The sequence below is a fragment of the Phocoenobacter atlanticus subsp. cyclopteri genome, from assembly GCF_018343795.1.
GTDB classification, from domain to species: domain Bacteria; phylum Pseudomonadota; class Gammaproteobacteria; order Enterobacterales; family Pasteurellaceae; genus Phocoenobacter; species Phocoenobacter atlanticus.
Genome location: NZ_CP074346.1, coordinates 299,045 through 318,320, shown reverse-complemented (window position 1 = coordinate 318,320; position 19,276 = coordinate 299,045). Strand labels below are relative to the sequence as shown.

Genomic DNA, 19,276 nt, shown 5'->3' with positions numbered 1-19,276 from the left:
ATAGAATTAAAAATATCTATGTTATACTGCTCGATTGTATCAGAAGGATTATCTGATTTTTTATTTCAAAACACATTATAATTATATGGATAAAATTATAAGAATAGTACAAAGATGTTTGTCTCTACCACTATCTTCAATAAAAAACATTTCCTTTTTAGGAGGAATGACAAACCAAAATTATCTAGTTTGCACAAAAAACAAACTAAATTATGTACTTCGTGTCCCTGGGGCTATGACAGAAAGACTTATTGAACGAGATTATGAATCTGTTAATAGTTTATTAATGTCAGAACAACAATTTAATGTTGAAACCTGCTTTATTGATGCTAATTCAGGTATCAAGATTACTAAATATTTATCAGATAGCACAGCATTAGATCATATCACAATCAAAGCATATTCTAATTTAGATCTTATTGCCAAAACTTTAAAAAAGTTACATTGTGACACCGTTAAATTTGCTAATGAATTCAATGTTTTCAATGAATTAGATAAATACATTAGCTTGTTAAAAAATAAGCACTCATTTTATGAATATAGTAAAGATATTCCTGATTTACTTCTATTTTTGAAGTCTATTAGTTCTTACTTAACTAATAACAAAGTACTGGTGCCTTGTCATAATGATCTTGTGCCTGAAAATATTTTACTTAAACAACAATCCGTTTATTTTATTGATTGGGAATATTCAGGAATGAATGATCCTATGTTTGATATTGCTGCTTTTTTACTTGAATCAAAATTAAATGAAGAAGAGCAAGCCTTTTTCTTACACCACTACTTTGATGGAAAAGAAGATGATGAGTTATTGAAAAAAATTCATTTATATCAATTTACACAAGATATTTTATGGTTTATTTGGACGTTAGTAAAAGAAGAAAATAATGAATTTTTTGATGATTATGGACAAATCAGAATTGAGAGAGCCATTCAATTTATGAAAAACTGGAAAGAACAAGAGAATTGTGAATGGTAAAATATCACGGTTATATATTTGGACTATTATCAGGCTTATTATGGGGAATAACCGGTATTTTATATGAAGTATTAAATAAAGATTATCCCTTTGTTACTTCCTTAGTGATTATATTATCTCTGCTTTTTTTAATTGAAAGTGGTTCTTTACTATTAGCAGGGTTACTTTGCTATAAAAAAGTACCGCAACATCGTAAATTAATAACGCATAAACAAGTGAGTATACTAGCAGTAATTGCTGGCTTAATCGGTGGTCCAGTTGGAATGTTTTGCTACTTACAAGCAATCAGTTATATTGGTGTAGGCTATGCAGCACCTATTTCATCTCTTTATCCTGTATTTGGGGCATTATTATCTTTTCTATTTTTAAAAGAGCGTATGACAAAGTTGGGAATTATCGGCTTTAGCATAGCGATATTTTGCACACTTTTATTAAGCCTTGATTTGAGTTCTTCACAAATTTTATTATTCGGCGTAGGGCTTGCCTTTATTAGTGCATTAAGTTGGGGAGCAGAGATTGTGCTTTCATCTTATGTAATGCAGTTTTTGCCCTCGACAGTTGTGTATTTTTTGAGACAACTAGGTGCAAGTTTAGGCTATTTATTTTTATTACTCTTTTTTGAATTGGATACCGCCACACTGTTTAAATCCTTTACAGAGTTTCATTTTATTTTGCTGTTATGTCTTATATTTGCTTCTTCAATGTTCTCTTATTTGCTTTATTATCAAACCATTTATTTGATTAAACCAATTAGAGCAATGATGTTAAATATCACTTATGGATTTTGGATTATGTTACTAAATGTGATATTGGGAAGAGCAGAAATGAATATCTCAATAGTACTGCTCACAATAGGGGTTATTGTAGGTACAACTATTACCCTCAAAGATAAGCGAGAAGAATTATGAATGCAATTATATTAGCGGCAGGATTGGGCAGTCGCTTTAAAGATATTACACAAAAAACACATAAAGCACTGTTACCTATTAATGAAGTACCAAATATTGAAAGAACGATTATATATCTACACGAAGCAGGAATCACGAATATTTATATTGTTACAGGACATCTTGCAGAGCAATTTAGTTATTTATCCGATAAATATGGTTGCCACTTGTTAAAAAATGATAAATACCGTGAATATAATAATATTTACTCTTTCTATCGGGCAATGAATTATTTTAATAATAGCTATGTGATCGATTCCGATGTTGTGTTATTTAAAAATATATTTAAAAAACAACGAGATCAAAGTTGTTATTTTGTAATAGAACGCCCTGATAGTAGTGATAAAGAGTGGGTACCAGTATTATCATCAAACAAGGTAATACAAATTAAAGTAACCAACGAGTGCGAACCAAGTTTACTCGGTATTTCTTATTGGGCAAAGCCCGATTGTGACAAAATAAAGGACGAGTTTATAAATTATCTTGAAAAAGAGACCTTATTAAATCCTAAACTTTATTGGGATAATATTCCAATGGAAATAATTCAAGATCTTAATGTCACGACTGAGCAAATACCGTTATCAGAAGGATATGAAATGGATAACTTAATTCAATATCATTTTATTTTAGATAATTTAGCGAGGAAAAAGAATGAAAAAAATTAATTTAAGAGAGCATCAATTAATTGCATTAGATATATTAAAATATTTTGATGTGATTTGTAGAGAGAATAATATTACCTATTCTTTAGCTGGAGGAACCTTAATAGGAGCAATTCGTCATAACGGTTTTATTCCTTGGGATGACGATATTGATGTTTATATGTGTCGTGATGAATATCAAAAGTTTGTGGATATTTGGCAAAGTCAAAATGACCATAAACAGTATAGTATTTCTCTTGCGGAAGATATTGAAGGTCAATTTTGTGGAGAGATGACTAAAATTTTTGATGAAAACACCCTCTTAGTTGATCCTAAAGGAAGAAAATCAGGTATTTTTATTGATATTTTTATTTACGATGCTGTACCAAATAATCCAGATATTCTTTATAAAATGATGAAAAAACACAGACGCCTTAAATTACGATTTTCTTCTTGTAAAAAAAGATGGAAAAGAGCAAAAGAGGGATCTATAAGCGGTAAGATTTTTTCAACTTTATCCCATTATTTATTTAATAAAATGACAGAAAATTTAACTCTGTTTCAGAAAACCTATCCTATTGAAAAAGCTGAATATATAGGTTTAGTATTATCTGATTATGGTGGTTGGAAAAAATCTTATATGCCGAAAAGCTATTTTGATGATGTTATTTATGTTGACTTTGAGGGTGAAAAATACCCTGTAATGAATGGGTATCACGAACATTTAACAATGTATTATGGAGATTATATGACCCTTCCTCCAGAGGAAGAACAGAAGCCTCATCATACAACGGAAGTTTATATTTTAGAATAATATTTCCCCTCCCCCACCCTAACCCTCCCCCGCAAGCGGAGGAGGGAATTTGCAGTGTATGTTATTATTCCCCCCTCGCTTGCGGGGAAGGGAATTTGCAGTGTATGTTATTATTCCTCCCTCCGCTTGCGGGGGGAGGCTAGGAGGGGGGGAATAACACTACTTCATCACAAATAACCCCAATATCAACCATTGTTCCAATAGGAATATCCTGACGATGGTAAGCGGTAAGATGTAACTCATTTATTGCAATATTATAGCGATATTGTTGCCCTAGAAATAATTTTTTAATCACTTTCCCTTTGCCTTGAGAATTAAGATTTATAGCGATTTGTTCTGGACGAACTAACCATTGATATTTTCCTTTTGAATAAGTAATTTTGTCAAAATAGTGTTTATCTAAAATGGTATTTAAGTGATGTTCATCTATTACTTCGCAATCTAAATAATTCGTTTCACCTAAAAAGTCAGCCACAAATTTATTATGGGGTTTACTATAAAGGGTTGTTGGCGTTTCATATTGTACAATTTTACCTTGATCCATAATCGCAATCCGATCCGCAAAAGCAAAAGCCTCTTCTTTACTGTGAGTCACAAAAATAGCGGGGACATTTTGACTTTTTAAAATCGCTTTAATTTCATCAATCATCTCATAACGAGTTTGGGTATCAATATTGGAAAAAGGTTCATCAAGTAACAGTAATTTAGGGTTACAAACCAATGAGCGAGCAATCGCCACTCGCTGTTGTTGTCCGCCTGATAACTCGTAAGGATAACGTTTTTCAAAACCTTGTAATTTAACGGTTTCTAACACTCGCTCAGTAGCAAATTGTTGCTCTTTTTTGGAAAGTTTGCTTAATCCAAATTGAATATTTTCAGCGACCGTTAAATGTGGAAAAAGTGCATAATCTTGAAAAATAAAGCCAATTTGTCGATTTTCCACCGCAACAGTATTCAAATTTTGATTGGCAAGAGTAATAGTGCCTTGCTTGATTTCCAGTAAACCTGCAATAGCTTTTAAAAGCGTTGTTTTTCCACAGCCACTCGCACCAAGTAAACAAATAATTTCATTTTCTTTTACTTGTAAATCTAAGTTTTTTAATACTTCTGTTGTACCAAATTGATAACTAAGTTGTTGAATATCAAGTAATTTCATTGTAATGCTCTTTTTGTGATTGTGAAATAAGGGAACGAGTTAGCCAAATAACGGGAATGATACCAATAATGACCAAAATTACTGCAGACAGTGCTGCTTCTTCCAGTTGCTCTGTTGAAGTTAAATTAAACAAATAAGTGGCAAGGGTTTCAAAGTTAAAAGGACGTAATAATAGTGAAGCATTAAGCTCTTTCATACACTCAATAAACACCATTAAACCTGCAGTAATAATGCCTTTTGATATAAGGGGGAAATGCACTTTTGTGAGCATTTTAATCCCATTTTTACCCATTGTTTGGCTTGCCATATCTAAAGAGGGTGAAATCTTACTCAGGGAGTTATCGATACTCCCAATTGTCATTGCTAAAAATCGAATAACGTAAGCAATAATTAACGCAAAAATTGAACCTGAAAAAATTAATCCAACAGGCGGAAGATCGAATAATTTAAGTAACCAATGCAATTTATGATCCGCCAAATTTAAAACCGATAATAACCCTATTGCCAAGACGGTACCAGAAATCGCATAGCCCATTGAGGATACTTGTAATGATAATCGAGATAAATTCTGTTCAACAGGGGTTCTTTGTGAAAATCGTGCAGTAAAATGTAAAATTAATGCCAATATAATCGCAATTATCGAAGCGATAGCGGATACTTGTAAACTATTTTTTGCAAATTCTAAAAAGCCTGAGTTCCAAGACTGCTCAAAATAATGAAATGACCAATAAAGTAAACGTCCAAAAGGAATAAAAAAGGCAAGGCTTAGCAATGAACCACACCATAAATAGGCAAAAAATAACCATTTACCACGCAACTGTTTTTGATGCACTTTTTGTTCATAACCACGTTGATAAATTTTTTGTTTACGGCGACTGTAATTTTCTACTGAAATCAGTAAAAAAATAATAAATAACATAAAAACAGCAATACGACTTGCCGTACCAAAATCACCAAAACCTAACCAAGAATCATAAATGGCGGTGGTTAAAGTGGAAACAGCAAAATAAGAAACAGTGCCAAAATCCCCTAAGGTTTCCATTGCAACTAAACTTATTCCTACCACAATTGCTGAACGAATAAGGGGGAAAGTCACTTTTGTAAATAAACGTAATTTTTTTGCCCCTAAAATTTTAGCACTTTGTAATAAGTTTTCAGACTGCTCAAGCAGTGCTACTCGTACCACTAAAAAAATATAAGGATACAACACAAGGGCTAAAATAAAACACGCCCCATACATTGTTCTCGCTTGTGGAAACCAATAATCCTGAGCATTTTGCCAACCAAAAATATCTCGCAATAGGGTTTGAATTTCACCTGAATAATCTAATAAATCCGTATAAATATACGCACTTAAATACGCTGGAATAGCAAGAGGCAAACACAGAAGCCATTGTAAACTTTGTTTACCTTTAAATTGATAACTAGAAACAATCCAAGCAGAGGGAAGCGCAAAAAAGAGGGCAAATCCTACCGTTCCAAGCACTAATAAACCAGAATTAACCACATAAATACCCAGTGTGGTATTCCATAAGTGAATAAGATTATCGATTTCACCATCAAAGGAGTTATAAACAATGGCAAGCAAAGGTAGCAGAACCATTGTGGTAATAAGAAGAGAGCTAAATTTCCAAATAAAATTATGGTTTTTCATAGTGTTTTAAAACAATTATGTGAGATCTAGATATAACCTAGCTCTCACATATAGATAAATTATTGATAATAATTGAGTATAGAGCAAACTCAATCTTCCGAATTTCAATTTTATTCTATCATTATTGTAGTAAAAAATATATTCCACTATTTTTTTAGCTGAAGCAAATAATAATTAAGTCTTTTTAAGATAATATTATCTTAGATAGTAAGTATCTACAGAAATTACATTTCTTTTAAACAACCATAAATTAATTTAGCCAATTCATCTTGACCTTGTTTAGATATTAAGTAATCTCGGTCTGGTGGATTTGTGAAAAAACCTACATTTATTAGAATTGCTGGTGATTTAGTTTTTCTTAAAACAGCTCCATCGAAAGAGTCGTTACTATCTTTTTTTAATTTACCCTTTCCTAAACAGTTCAACATCTTTTGTGAAAGTTGTTGTGACTTTTTGGCAACAATACTTTTTTTAGAATAATAAGTTCCTATGCCATTTCTTCTCCTATCAGGATACGAACCAACATGTAAGGAAATCGCAAAATCAGGTTTAATCTTATTGATTTTATCTACTCGTTCTTGAAGTTCTATAAAACGATCAAAGATTCTTGTTGAAATAATTTCAAGGTTTTGATTTTTATTTAATTCTATAATTTTATCTGCAAGTTTCAGAGCGAATGAACTTTCTGTTTCATTTGATGTTTTACTTTGTGCTCCAACATCTGCTCCTCCGTGACCGGGATCAATAACAATCGTTTTTTTAGGTTGTTGAACACAACCTGTTAAAAAACTAAGAGCTAAACAAGTTATAAATGTTGCATATATTTTATGTTTCATAAATTTTTCCTTCTTCACTTAACATTGTCTTTTAGGCATCAGTAATTTAAACAAGCGGTTATATCAATGGTAAAATTTTCTTATATCAGCATATTTGATACTTTTCTTCTCTACCATCTTTTATTGCAATAATTACCACTAAATTTTCAAGTGGGTAATATCTATATAAAGCAATACAAGTTCGCTTCTTACCAACGGTGATAACAAGTTCTCTGTAGAAATTATCATATTCATATTCTCTGCCTATTTGTGGATTTTCTCTTAATAAACTCCACGCCTCTTCAACTGCATTAGCCAAAGTATTAACTGTAGTTTGATAACCACCATTAGCAAGAATATAACGTTTTAATCGCAACAAATCATCCAATGCTTGTTGGGATAATTCAACTTTTAGCATTATTCTGCTCTCAACATTTCTAGGGCTTTTTCAATTGGCACAAGATTTCCGTTTGCTTTATCTTCTTCCATTGCTCTAACACGGCTCTTAAACCATTCTCGCTCTGCGTCTTCTTGTTGAATAAAACGCTCTATTGCTCTTTTCATCAAAGAGTGGGGCGTGCGATCCTGAATTTTTGCAATCTCATCAAGACGCTTTTTGATATCGTCTTCTAATCTTACACTAACACTACAACTCATAGAATCCTCCGATGCATTAAAATGTAACAATTTGTAATACATTGTAGTGCTATAGAAATAAAAATCAATTTTTATTTACAAACAATATTTAATTTTCCATACATATTAGCTTTATCTATTTTAAATGGTGTTATGGTTATGAAGTAAATGTACCATTTGTAAATTTCTGACAAAATGTAGCCGCTTTGCATTTTATTATTAACCTGAATATTCCATAAATTTACGTTTAAATTTTTTAGGGTTTGCAATATTATGAAATAACTATTTAACTGGGGTTTAGTTTCAAAAATAACTTTCTTGCCTTTGATTAAATTATTTTCAACATACTTTCCTATTTAAACTCTACTCATTAACTCTGATTTTAACAATTCAAGTTGTTATGTACTTATAAAACCTGATGTAAAAGTATGTTTATATTTTCTCCCATTAGCAGTAATAATGATAAGTTTATGTCCACCGTTAAATATACCAAATATTAAAAAAATAAAAAAACATAAGGCATAAATTATAATTACCCACCAAATAAATGGTAATTCTCTATATAAATAATCACCATTTTGACAAAAAAGAAGAAACATACCAATGAAATAATGAATTAATAAGCCAACTGGTATTGCAAAAATAATAAACCCCAATCTCTAGTGAATTCAAAAGAATCTATACTACTTATACGAATAGTTAACTTATCTAAAACCAAATTATCACCATCAATAGTCCATCTTTTTGTCCTTTATGCCTATATTTTCATTCATTTTAAATAATCTCTATAAAAATCTTAGATATAACAGGTAATCATATTTAATTACTATAGGGAACATATGATGTGCCATTAAGTTCATAATTAAACTTATTTAAAAAATATCTACCACCACCACTATTGAAAATATCAAAAAGTGAAACATTATATTTAGCTGATATTGTATTTTCTAAACGATTTAGATTTCCCATAAAGAACTGTTTAAGATTTTTCCTAACCTCATAGCTTAAACTATCATCATTATCAAGAAATGCTATGTATTCATCAAGTTGTCTTTGTTTAAATATTGAAAGAAGCAAGCTTTTATCTACATAAAGTTTAGTATTTAACTCCTTAAAATATAAATGTTTCAACATTCTCTCTATATTAATAGTTTTATTATCACAGCTACGATCTAATATACAATCTGATAATTCTTTTATCATTTTTTCTGAGTTACTATCTCTATTCACTTTTATACTAGTAAAGAAAGAATTATAATTCGGATTACTACTAGTAGAATCTTTTTCTTCTATACTAAATTCAAGAGTATTTTCTCCTGTATATTTAGAATATTTCAAATAAAGAGCTAATGATAAAGGTTTTTTAGATAATCGTTCTATTACGGCTTGAGCATTTTTAGATTTCATATGTGCATTTATAGCTCCTAAGTTTGTAATATTATCTATTCTAATACCAATATTAGAGTAATTAAGATCAAAAGCACCCACTTTATACTTCATTAGTTCATCAATGCCAAAAATAGTTATTAAATTAAATGTAATTATTTTATTTTCATTCGTATCTTCAAGTGAAAGATCTTTTATACTACAAGATGTGCTATAAGTATCATCATTAAAGCATTTTATTCCAGAATAACTTATATCTACTGATTTACTGGATGATTGTAATTTAGATATTTTGTACTCTAAATATTCTTTAGCAAGATACTCTTTTGACTCTGAAACTTTTTCTTTTAATTCATATTTAACTTCATTAATAGACTTGTCTTCAATAATTAATTGATATCCTAAAAAACCTAAAATACCAATTATGATCAACCAAAATAAATCTTTTATTGTTTCCTTCTTAACTATTTACAATTTTTAGACAAAGTTGCCATTACCAAAAAATCCATTCCAGGATCTGATGTCCAATAATTATTTTCATCTCTTACATAAACCCGTCTTACGCTACATTTCCCTGTATTCTTATTAAATTCTTAGATTCAAAAACGAAGTGCAACGTTTGAAAAATAGTAATTGAAATGTAAGATGTGCAGTGTTGCACTTCGATTTTCAACTACCACATATCAAAACGTTATGAAACACTACAAACATCTTACACAAGAACAAAGATATCAAATTTCTGCTCTAATGAAAACAGGAATCTCAAAAAGTGAAATTTCTCGAATCATTGGCGTTCACAAAGCAACGATATACCGTGAACTAAAACGTAATACTGGACAACGAGGTTACCGCCCTAAACAAGCAAATAACCTCGCTGTCTCTAGAAAAGCAAATAATGCTCAAACAATTAGTGATTTTGGCTGGGCATATATAGAGGAGTTATTATCAAGGAAATACTCTCCTGAACAAATTACAGGGAGACTACGTTTTCTTGGGTGGACTAATGTGCCTAGTCACGAAAGAATCTATCAATATATTTATGCGGATAAACAAGCAGGAGGAAAGCTGTATCAGCACCTACGTTGTCAGAAAACCTACAGAAAACGAGGTTACGCTAATCAAGATAGACGTGGTCAAATAGCAAATAGAATTGATATTACAGAACGTCCTGCTTCTGTTGATAATAGAGAACGCTTAGGGGATTATGAAGGTGATACCGTTGTAGGTAAACATCATCGTGGAGTGCTAGTTACCTTGGTTGATAGGGTAAGTCGAGAAACTAAAATAAAATGTTTACCTAACCGTAAGGCTGAACGAGTTAAAGAAGCTTGTATTGAAATGCTTTTAGGTGAAAATCCATTAAGTATTACCTTTGATAATGGTAAAGAGTTTGCACAACACGAAGAGATTGCAAAGTCATTAAAGACAACGATTTATTTTGCAAAACCATATCACTCTTGGGAGCGTGGAACAAATGAAAATACGAATGGGCTTATTCGGCAATTTTTACCAAAATCAGCCACTTTAGATAAAGTAACTGATGATGAGATTAAAGCTATTGAAGATAATTTAAACAATAGACCAAGAAAAGTATTAGGCTATCAAACACCTCTTGAGGTAAAATCTAGATTTGGGTGCGTTGCACTTCAAACTTGAATCCGCCATTGTAAAAAAGCCCCAAATTCAGTAAAAACTATATTTAACTTCATTAAAGCTAACGCATATTTATCACTACAAGAATACATATCTGCCGACATTAATCCTTCATTCATTGAGTCTACAAAATTTCCACCTTTAATATAAATATCTTTGTCAGATACTCCATATTCACACTTACCTAAAGTATCAGCAGCAAAAATATTTGTGGATAAAACAATAAAACTTAAAAATAATAATTTTTTCATCTTTTTTCCCCTTTTAGTATAAAAAATATTAGCTAATGATATTTTCTTTTTACATCAAATAACACAAACAACCCTTACCCCTAACCCACCCAAAAACCGAACATTACCCACACAAAATCTAAATCAGTTTACTTTTACAGATGAATTAAATACAATGCAAAATGCTGATTGATATACATAAAGGGCAATACAATGAAAGTAAATGAGAAAATTCGAATGGTGCGTGAAACACATAATTGGTCACAGGAGGATATGGCAGATAAATTGGCAATGTCTACCAATGGTTATGCCAAAATTGAGCGTGGCGAAACAGGATTACATTTAGATAAATTAGAAAAAATTGCCAAAGTGTTTGATATGGATTTAGTCGAATTATTATCAGTGAGCGATAAAAGTGTTATTTGTTTAGTTAATGAAAATAGTACTAATAGCAGTAATTATTATGGCTCATCACAAGAGTTAAGTACAGAAATTGAGAAACTAAAACTTACCCTTATTCATAAAGATGAATTACTGAGCGAAAAAGAGCGTGAAATTAAAACTTTACAAACTTTAGTTGAAGCATTACAAGTTAAAAAATAAAACAGAACCACTATTAAATAATGGTTCTGCTTATTAACAAATTATAAAGACCAATAAGGAGGATAATCACAACCTTCTACTTTAGTTTTGTTTTTAAAGATTTTTTCACGGATTTCATGTTCACGGGCGATCACATCTTGTTTAGTTTTACCCGTAATCCACATTTGTTGTAACATTACACCCGCTGCGGTCATATCTTCTGCGGTTAGCACGTCATCTTTTTGACGAGTATGACGAATTAACACGCCTTCTTGCTCTAATTGTGCAACATAGTCGTAATCTAAAATATCACTTACGTTACCCATTTCATTTGAGGTAATTAACACGATTAAGGTATAAAGGAAGTCGCCACCGTGTCGCCATTTTGTCCAAGGGGTTTCATCAGAGACTTTTTTACCTGTCGCAGCAAGTTTTAAGTTATCTTCATAAAGCGAATCGCCAAATGAATATAGGTAATTATAGTGGTAGCTGTGTGCTGCACGAGGGTTAATTTCTGTTAAGGCAATAGTACCATCTGGCATAATCCAAAATTCTAGGTTGAAGAATTGTCCTTTATAACCAAGATCAGCAAAGCGTCCCATATAATCATCAACCCACGCTTCGATTTTGTTTGCCATATCAGAATCAATGCTGATCGGTGGTGTGACATAACCTAATGCTTGGTGATTTGAGAAATACACTTCTTCGGTTAACGCATAATGAACAATTTCGCCTTCTGCGGTGATATAACCTTCGTAGCAATATTCAATCGCCACGTTCATATCAACCATATGTTCTGCGATAAATGGTGGGATGACAGGAGGTAATTCACTTTCAGGAATGCCTTTCATATATTCTTTATTTTGATAAGCAATCAGTTCTTGTAATTCTTTATCTTCACGGTAGCTTTTTAAAACCGCACGTAAATCATCTTCATTTTTGATTTTGAAAATACCACGACCTAATGAAAGTGAGGTATTTTTCAACATAAATGGCCATTCTGTAATTTTAGCGATAATTTCTTCATCAGTTTCTGTTAATGGATCAACATAATCAAACCAGAATGGATTTGCTTCAAGGGTACGCATTAAATATTTGTTCATACAATATAAAAACGCAAGACGTGAAGGCACTGGATTGCCTAAACGTTCGTTGATTAAAATATGATGAAACGCATCTTTTTGTGCAAAACCAGCAACAGCAGTAATATTTTTATCACGACACTTTTGTGCAATGGCTTCCATTTCTTCATCTTTCCAAGTGGTTGGATTTAGTTCGTGTACCACAAGGTGTTTATTCATTTCATCGATTGCCTTTTTCATATAAGGCTGTGGACCTAAAAATCCAATATGCGGTTTAGACATAAGATACTCCTTCGTATTGTTAAAAAATTTTTAAATTCGTTAAAGAAGTTTAGCAAATAGTCGTATAAATTGCACATTGTGAAGTGTATTTATGTGAACAAGATCAATTTTAAGCAATAAAAAAAGCTGTTTTTGTAACAGCTTTTTGGTTTTTTATCGGTGTTTGTTTACGCTTACATCACATTTAATGTAGCAAAAAGCATATCCAATAGACCTGTAATTTTAAGTAATAAAATAGCGGTTAATACCCACACGACAGCATTAATTTCTTTATATCTACCTGTCAAAACTTGTAGTGCCGTATAAGATATAAAGCCAATAGTAATACCATCTGCAATAGAATAAGTAAGCGGCATTGTAATTGTACAAACAACGGCAGGAGCAAATTCTCTAATATCTTTCCAATCCAGATCAGTTAATGATTCCAACATTAACACCGAAACATATAAAATTGCACCAGCCGTTGCATAAGCAGGAATCATTCCAGCTAAAGGTGCAAAAAATAGACTTAATAGAAAGAGTATACCAACAACAACAGCCACTAACCCTGTGCGACCACCCGCAGCAACACCAGCATTACTTTCAATGTAACTGGTCGTTGATGAAGTACCATATAATGCTCCAGTTATGGTTGCGGTTGCATCTGCTAATAATGCCTTATCTAAATTTTTGATTTCTCCTTCTTCATTCATCAATTCAGATTGTTTGGCAACGGCGATGAGCGTTCCACTGGTATCAAATAAATCAACAAATAAGAAAGCAAAAACAACGCTGATCATTCCTACATTAAATGCACCTGCAATATCAAGTTGTAATAGTGTTGGCATAATAGACGGTGGCATAGCGATAACGCCAGAATAATTAGTGTAACCTGCCAATAAACTAATAATTGCAATAGAAATAACACCAATAGTGACGGCACCAGTAACACGAAAATGGCTTAACGCCGTAATGAGCAGAAAACCGAGTAATGCCATTGATGATGAAAAAGTAAATGGTCCAAGTCCAACAAGTACGGCAGGATTATCGATAATAATACCCGAGTTTTGCATTGCAATGAAAGCAAGGAATGCACCTATCCCAGCCACAATTCCTTGTTTTAAACCTCTTGGAATAGCATTGATAATCCATTTACGAACCTTAAATATCCCCAATAATAAGAATACACAGCCTGAAAGGAACACAGCACCTAATGCAGTTTGCCAAGTATATCCCATTCCCAGTACGACGCTATAAGTAAAGAACGCATTTAAGCCCATACCTGGTGCTAATGCAACGGGCAATTTAGCCACAAATCCCATAATAAAACAGCCTGTTGCCGCAGCTAAACAAGTGGCAACAAAAACCGCCCCTTTATCCATTCCAGTGGTAGATAAAATATTCGGATTAACAAAGATGATATATGCCATTGTTAAAAAAGTCGTTAAGCCTGCAATAACTTCTTTTTTAACTGTTGTGTTTTTGCCATCAATACCAAAATAGGACTTAATAAAATTCATAATGTTTTCCTGTTTAAGTTAAAGATTAAGTGAAGAAAGTTGAATTTTACTATAAAAAAAATAAAAAGCAACCGTTTGCGTAAACGTTTGCTTATTTTTTATATCTATTTGGGAAATAAACAGAATGTTTAAAATTTGTAAATTTTTTCGTAAATGTACCCGCTTAAAAAGTACTACAAATCTGCTTTCCAGTCTATGTGAAAAATAAATAAAAAACACCCCAGAAGTTGTGTTCAACTTTTGGGGTGCATACCTCAAATTTTAATAAAGATTACCAGCTATACCCAGCACCTGCACCGACCATTGTTTCTTCTCTTAAGTCGGAACTGACGGAACCTTTTAAGATCCATTTACCATTATCCAAAATCGTTGATAGCCCTAGAGAAACGGCAGTTGTACCACGATAATGTGCCGTACCCACTGCTACCATTGAGCGACCCGGTAAGTATTCCTGTGGTAAGTTTGCCATTGCACCAGCAATAGCTGCACCTGAAATAGCTCTTTTATTTAACTTATCATTAGCTGCTTTTAATTTAGCAATCTCCGCTTTATTTACAGCAATATTTTGTGTATTTGTCGTTACATTTTTTACATTTAGTTCAGTTTGTTTTAACGCAGCTTTTGTTTTTGCTGATAAATCAACGACAAACTTTTGATTATCTGTATTTGCTTTAACTTTTGCAGGGGTAACAGTTAATGCATCACTCCCTGGTACTACAGTTTCACGAGATTTTGCTGTAAATTTCTTGACAGTTTCATTAGCAATTTTAGCTTCTGTGATTGCTTTATCTGCAACTTTCGCTGTAGTAATCGCCTTATCAGCAATACCTAATTGTACATTTGTAAAGGTTGATTTTTTACCATTTTTGACCGTAATACCAGTTCCTGAGATAGTTCCGTCTGCTAAGCCTTCTTCCACTTTATCTAAAGCTAAGCCAACAGTATAGGAATTTGCGACAGTATTGGTAGATTCTGTTTTATTTATTGTTAAATACTTTCCTGTTACATCAACTTTTGTTTTAGCACCGCTGATTGCAGTATAAACGGTATCACCCGTCACTGTATTTTTATTATCTTTTACAACTTGTCCTTTTCCTACTTTATTAAGAATATTGTTTGTTGTGGTGTCAAGTTGCGTTGAGCCAATGCTTCCATTAACCACTGAAAATTCTGTTTTCCCATTTTTTTCAGTTAAAGCAACGGTATTACTTCCTTTCAAATCTGCTTTAGAGATTTTATTATTAATATTCGTCTGATTTGTAGTAACTTGATTTAAGATAGTTTGAACATCACTAGAAAGCTTTTCCTTGGTAACATTTCCATTTTTAATCTTTGATGTTGTAATTGCATTATTAGCAATAGTCAATATCACATTTTTAAAAGTAGCATTTTCTCCACCTGCAACCGAGATTCCATCTCCTGTAATATTACCTTTTGCTAAGCCAGTTTTAACTTTTGTAAAATCTAGCCCAATAGTATATTCATTGGCAGTAGTGTCAGTAGATTCAGTTGAAGTTAGTGTAATATATTCTCCTGCCTTACCAGTTGCTTTACTAACTTTTGTTTTTGCACCACTTACTGCAGTATAAATATCTCCACCAGTAACCGTATTGGCATTTCCACTCGCAACACTTCCTGCTCCTACTTTATTAAGAATATTAGTCGTTGTGGTATCAAGTTGTGTTGAGCCGATGCTTCCAGCTTTAACTGAAATTATTTTTGTGTTTGGTGTTGTACCATCATCCGCTATATCTACAGTTGTACTGCCTTGAATATTTGTACTTTGGCCAGCTGTTGGAAGTTTTGTTTTGTCTAAATTGATTTTATAATGTCTATGATCTGTTATTGTTGCATCGAGTATAACAGTAATAGCAGAGCTTAGGCTCCCAATTGTTGTCACTTGCGAACCATTAATCGCATCAAGTGAAGTATCAGAAATTTCTCCGTTTTTAACGTGCTTGATATTTCTTGGTTTTGCTGTTGTTCCTACTGAAACCGCATCGGTCACCGCAGTTGAACTGTCACCTAAAACAACCGCTCTTGTGGCATTACCTGCATCAATATTTGAGCCTAAGATATACACTTTTTCTTTATTTATAGTATTGTTATTCCCAAAAGTATAAGAAAGATTTCCTACAATTGTATTCTTGCCACCTATAACAAAAGAGTTATTTCCTGAAACAGTATTACCATATGTTGTATCAACACTCTTTTTTCCTGCGTTCGGTTTGCTACCACCGATAACATAAGAACCATTCCCTGTAATATTATTACCAACGCCACCAATTGAACCACTGAGAGAGCCATTCACAATACTTTTTACACCACCTATAATAAAGCCATCTTTCGTATTTGAATTGATTTCATTATGATGTCCACCTAATATAACATTATTATCTTGCCATTTCCCATCACTAATAATTTTACTTGCATACCCACCTATAATTACATCATTATCTCCTTTTCTAATTTCATTTCCATCAGCATTTCTATCACCACCACCGAGAATAAAATTATCATAACCTGCACCACCGTGTATCTTTGATTCTGCTCCTCCAATAATAACATTTCCTTTATTAACATTCTCAATAGTATTGTTTTGTCCTACAAAAATAGCATTAGATATTCCACTATTTGTAATGGTATTTTCCTGCCCACCTAGAGTTATAGAATCCTCACTAGATACTCTATTTTTCCACCCACCAATAACACTAGAACGCAAACCTGTTTTATTTATACTATTTTCAACTCCACCAATAACAGAAGAATTTAATCCTGCAGCTTTATTTCCTACAACTTTTCCATTTTTATAAAAGCCACCGCCAATAACAACAGAGGCTTTTCCGCTTGCGATATTTTTAGTTCCACCCAATGAAACAGAATTTTCTCCACTTGCTGTGTTGCTAGTCGCACCACCAACAATAGCATTTTTTCCATTTGCTATTCCATTGTTTAAAACAATCGAACCTGTGCCTGTACCCGCTTTGGCTGGGTCATCAGTACTGTCAGGTGTCGCAGTTGCATAAGTTTGTATTTTCGGTTGTGCCGTTAGCTTTTGCAGTTGCTTTTGCAATCCTTCTACTTGTTTTCTAAGAGCATCTATCTGATCTTGTTGACTTGGTTCCGCAAAAACAAAACTCGTTGTGAGTGATAAAAATAATAGTGTTGCAACTGTTGTTTTCTTGTTATTTTTAGTATTCATTATCTATCTGAAATTCCTTGATTTTGGGTATTGACAATTCGAACTGACCATTCTACCCCCCCCCTGTCTAATAATTCAACTAAAAAATCTTAAAATGGTCGTATATACTTCAGTGATTTTTGTTATAATGTCGAACTATTAAATAAACTATAAAGGTAAAAATCTATATGACTCCTGTTATTGCGCTCGTTGGGCGTCCAAATGTGGGGAAATCCACACTTTTTAATCGCTTAACCCGTACTCGTGATGCGTTAGTTGCAGACTTTCCCGGTTTAACCCGAGATCGTAAATATGGTCAAGCTCATATCAATGGACACGATTTTATCGTAATTGATACTGGCGGTATTGACGGTACGGAAGAGGGCGTGGAAGAAAAAATGGCGGAACAATCGTTACTTGCGATTGATGAAGCCGATGTTGTTTTCTTTATGGTGGATGCCCGAGCGGGTTTGGTGCCTGCTGATATTGGTATTGCACAATATTTGCGAGCTCGTGAAAAAACGACTGTTGTGGTAGCAAATAAAGTTGATGGTATTGATGCAAATTCACATTGTGCCGAATTTTATCAACTGGGCTTAGGCGAAATTGAACAAATTGCCGCATCACAAGGGCGTGGCGTAAACCAACTTATCGAACAAGTACTTATTCCTTTGGCTGAAAAGGTTGAACAAGGCGTTGAAGCGGAAGAAGTAGAAAGCCAAGAAATTGATGAATGGGAACGTGATTTTGATTTTAATAATGAAGAAGATACGGCATTATTAGATGAAGCGTTAAACGAAGAGCAAGAATATGATCAAAATATTAAAATTGCAATTGTTGGTCGTCCAAATGTAGGGAAATCAACCTTAACTAACCGAATTTTGGGTGAAGATCGTGTGGTGGTTTATGATTTACCGGGTACAACACGTGATAGTATTTACATCCCAATGGAACGCGATGATCAGAAATACACTATTATTGATACTGCTGGTGTACGTAAGCGTGGAAAGGTCAATTTAGCGGTTGAAAAATTCTCTGTTATTAAAACCTTAAAAGCCATTCAAGATGCGAATGTGGTGTTATTAACCATTGATGCACGTGATGGTATTTCAGATCAAGATTTATCACTGTTAGGTTTTATTTTAAATGCAGGACGTTCACTTGTGATTGTGGTCAATAAATGGGATGGAATGAGCCACGATGATAAAGAATTTGTAAAATCAGAACTGGATCGCCGTTTAAATTTTATTGATTTTGCTCGAGTGCATTTTATTTCTGCATTGCACGGCAGTGGTGTGGGTAGTTTATTTGGTTCAATTAAAGAGGCTTATGGTTGTGCAACCCAAAAAATGACGACATCTATGCTGACTCGTGTCTTAAAAATTGCCATTGATGATCATCAACCTCCATTGGTCAATGGTCGCCGAGTGAAATTAAAGTATGCTCACCCCGGTGGTTACAATCCGCCGATCATTGTGGTACACGGCAACCAAGTAGAAAAATTAGCAGATTCTTATAAACGTTATTTATCAAACTATTTCCGTAAAAGTCTGAAAGTAATTGGTACGCCAATTCGTATTCAATTCCAAGAAGGGGAAAATCCTTTTGCAGGTAAACGTAATAAATTAACACCAAACCAATTAAGAAAACGTAAGCGTTTGATGAAGTTTATTAAGAAAAGCAAAAAATAAAAAGTAAAGAACGAAAAAGGTAAGCGGTACGTTAATTGTAAATTTTTA

The 19,276-nt window shown here is 32.9% G+C and carries 17 protein-coding genes and 1 pseudogene; 7 read left to right on the top strand and 11 right to left on the bottom strand.

Going from position 1 to position 19,276, the window contains the following annotated elements:
• Positions 1-85 precede the first annotated feature (85 nt).
• The 4 genes from KGI96_RS01485 to KGI96_RS01470 are packed head-to-tail and all read left to right on the top strand — an operon-like array spanning position 86 to position 3,381.
• Positions 86-979, top strand: coding sequence for a choline kinase family protein (locus KGI96_RS01485; protein WP_229577196.1), 894 nt, complete (start codon positions 86-88; stop codon positions 977-979).
• Positions 973-1,887, top strand: a complete 915-nt coding sequence (locus tag KGI96_RS01480; RefSeq protein ID WP_213156518.1) for a DMT family transporter — start codon at positions 973-975, stop codon at positions 1,885-1,887. The genes KGI96_RS01485 and KGI96_RS01480 overlap by 7 nt, the downstream gene beginning before the upstream one ends.
• On the top strand, positions 1,884-2,591 hold the full coding sequence (locus tag KGI96_RS01475; RefSeq protein ID WP_211599357.1) for an NTP transferase domain-containing protein: 708 nt from the start codon (positions 1,884-1,886) through the stop codon (positions 2,589-2,591). Before KGI96_RS01480 ends, KGI96_RS01475 begins: the two co-directional genes overlap by 4 nt.
• Positions 2,578-3,381: a LicD family protein gene (locus KGI96_RS01470; protein WP_211599358.1), complete on the top strand. Its 804-nt coding sequence runs from the start codon at positions 2,578-2,580 to the stop codon at positions 3,379-3,381. Before KGI96_RS01475 ends, KGI96_RS01470 begins: the two co-directional genes overlap by 14 nt.
• Before the next feature lie 139 nt (positions 3,382-3,520).
• On the opposite strand, the gene KGI96_RS01465 is transcribed toward KGI96_RS01470, so the two are convergent.
• From KGI96_RS01465 to KGI96_RS01435, 7 genes and pseudogenes are all read right to left on the bottom strand, one after another.
• On the bottom strand, positions 3,521-4,537 hold the full coding sequence (locus KGI96_RS01465) for an ABC transporter ATP-binding protein (RefSeq protein ID WP_213156517.1): 1,017 nt from the start codon (positions 4,535-4,537) through the stop codon (positions 3,521-3,523).
• Entirely contained in the window at positions 4,524-6,191 is a 1,668-nt protein-coding gene (locus KGI96_RS01460; protein ID WP_213156516.1) for an ABC transporter permease, read from the bottom strand. Before KGI96_RS01460 ends, KGI96_RS01465 begins: the two co-directional genes overlap by 14 nt.
• Before the next feature lie 15 nt (positions 6,192-6,206).
• Positions 6,207-6,353: pseudogene (locus KGI96_RS11230) on the bottom strand (IS3 family transposase); the annotation flags it as partial.
• Positions 6,354-6,415: 62 nt separating this feature from the next.
• Positions 6,416-7,027, bottom strand: a complete 612-nt coding sequence (locus tag KGI96_RS01450; RefSeq protein WP_090921258.1) for an N-acetylmuramoyl-L-alanine amidase family protein — start codon at positions 7,025-7,027, stop codon at positions 6,416-6,418.
• A gap of 85 nt (positions 7,028-7,112) precedes the next feature.
• On the bottom strand, positions 7,113-7,424 hold the full coding sequence (locus KGI96_RS01445; protein ID WP_090921259.1) for a type II toxin-antitoxin system RelE/ParE family toxin: 312 nt from the start codon (positions 7,422-7,424) through the stop codon (positions 7,113-7,115).
• On the bottom strand, positions 7,424-7,663 hold the full coding sequence (locus KGI96_RS01440) for a CopG family ribbon-helix-helix protein (RefSeq protein ID WP_211599362.1): 240 nt from the start codon (positions 7,661-7,663) through the stop codon (positions 7,424-7,426). The genes KGI96_RS01445 and KGI96_RS01440 overlap by 1 nt, the downstream gene beginning before the upstream one ends.
• A 798-nt stretch (positions 7,664-8,461) precedes the next feature.
• Positions 8,462-9,460 (bottom strand): hypothetical protein, encoded by a 999-nt coding sequence (locus tag KGI96_RS01435; RefSeq protein WP_211599363.1) that lies wholly within the window; start codon positions 9,458-9,460, stop codon positions 8,462-8,464.
• Between the two features lie 261 nt (positions 9,461-9,721).
• Between KGI96_RS01435 and KGI96_RS01430 the strand changes: the two genes are divergently transcribed.
• On the top strand, positions 9,722-10,684 hold the full coding sequence (locus KGI96_RS01430) for an IS30 family transposase (RefSeq protein WP_213156442.1): 963 nt from the start codon (positions 9,722-9,724) through the stop codon (positions 10,682-10,684).
• Here the strand turns inward: KGI96_RS01430 and KGI96_RS01425 are convergent.
• Positions 10,675-10,932: a hypothetical protein gene (locus tag KGI96_RS01425; protein ID WP_211599374.1), complete on the bottom strand. Its 258-nt coding sequence runs from the start codon at positions 10,930-10,932 to the stop codon at positions 10,675-10,677. The two genes, KGI96_RS01430 and KGI96_RS01425, sit on opposite strands and share 10 nt — an antisense overlap.
• Positions 10,933-11,124: 192 nt before the next feature.
• Here KGI96_RS01425 and KGI96_RS01420 point away from each other — a divergent pair, with 192 nt between their 5' ends.
• Positions 11,125-11,514, top strand: a complete 390-nt coding sequence (locus KGI96_RS01420; protein ID WP_211599373.1) for a helix-turn-helix domain-containing protein — start codon at positions 11,125-11,127, stop codon at positions 11,512-11,514.
• A gap of 41 nt (positions 11,515-11,555) precedes the next feature.
• Here the strand turns inward: KGI96_RS01420 and KGI96_RS01415 are convergent, their stop codons facing one another.
• The 3 genes from KGI96_RS01415 to KGI96_RS01405 form a co-directional block, all read right to left on the bottom strand.
• Positions 11,556-12,857, bottom strand: coding sequence for an ATP-grasp domain-containing protein (locus KGI96_RS01415; protein ID WP_211599372.1), 1,302 nt, complete (start codon positions 12,855-12,857; stop codon positions 11,556-11,558).
• Between the two features lie 173 nt (positions 12,858-13,030).
• A complete protein-coding gene (locus tag KGI96_RS01410) occupies positions 13,031-14,356 on the bottom strand; it encodes an NCS2 family permease (protein WP_211599371.1) in 1,326 nt (441 codons plus the stop codon).
• 271 nt (positions 14,357-14,627) lie between these two features.
• Positions 14,628-17,558: a YadA-like family protein gene (locus KGI96_RS01405; RefSeq protein WP_211599370.1), complete on the bottom strand. Its 2,931-nt coding sequence runs from the start codon at positions 17,556-17,558 to the stop codon at positions 14,628-14,630.
• 167 nt (positions 17,559-17,725) lie between these two features.
• Here KGI96_RS01405 and der point away from each other — a divergent pair, with 167 nt between their 5' ends.
• Positions 17,726-19,228, top strand: a complete 1,503-nt coding sequence (der, locus tag KGI96_RS01400; RefSeq protein WP_090923171.1) for a ribosome biogenesis GTPase Der — start codon at positions 17,726-17,728, stop codon at positions 19,226-19,228.
• Positions 19,229-19,276: the final 48 nt, after the last annotated feature.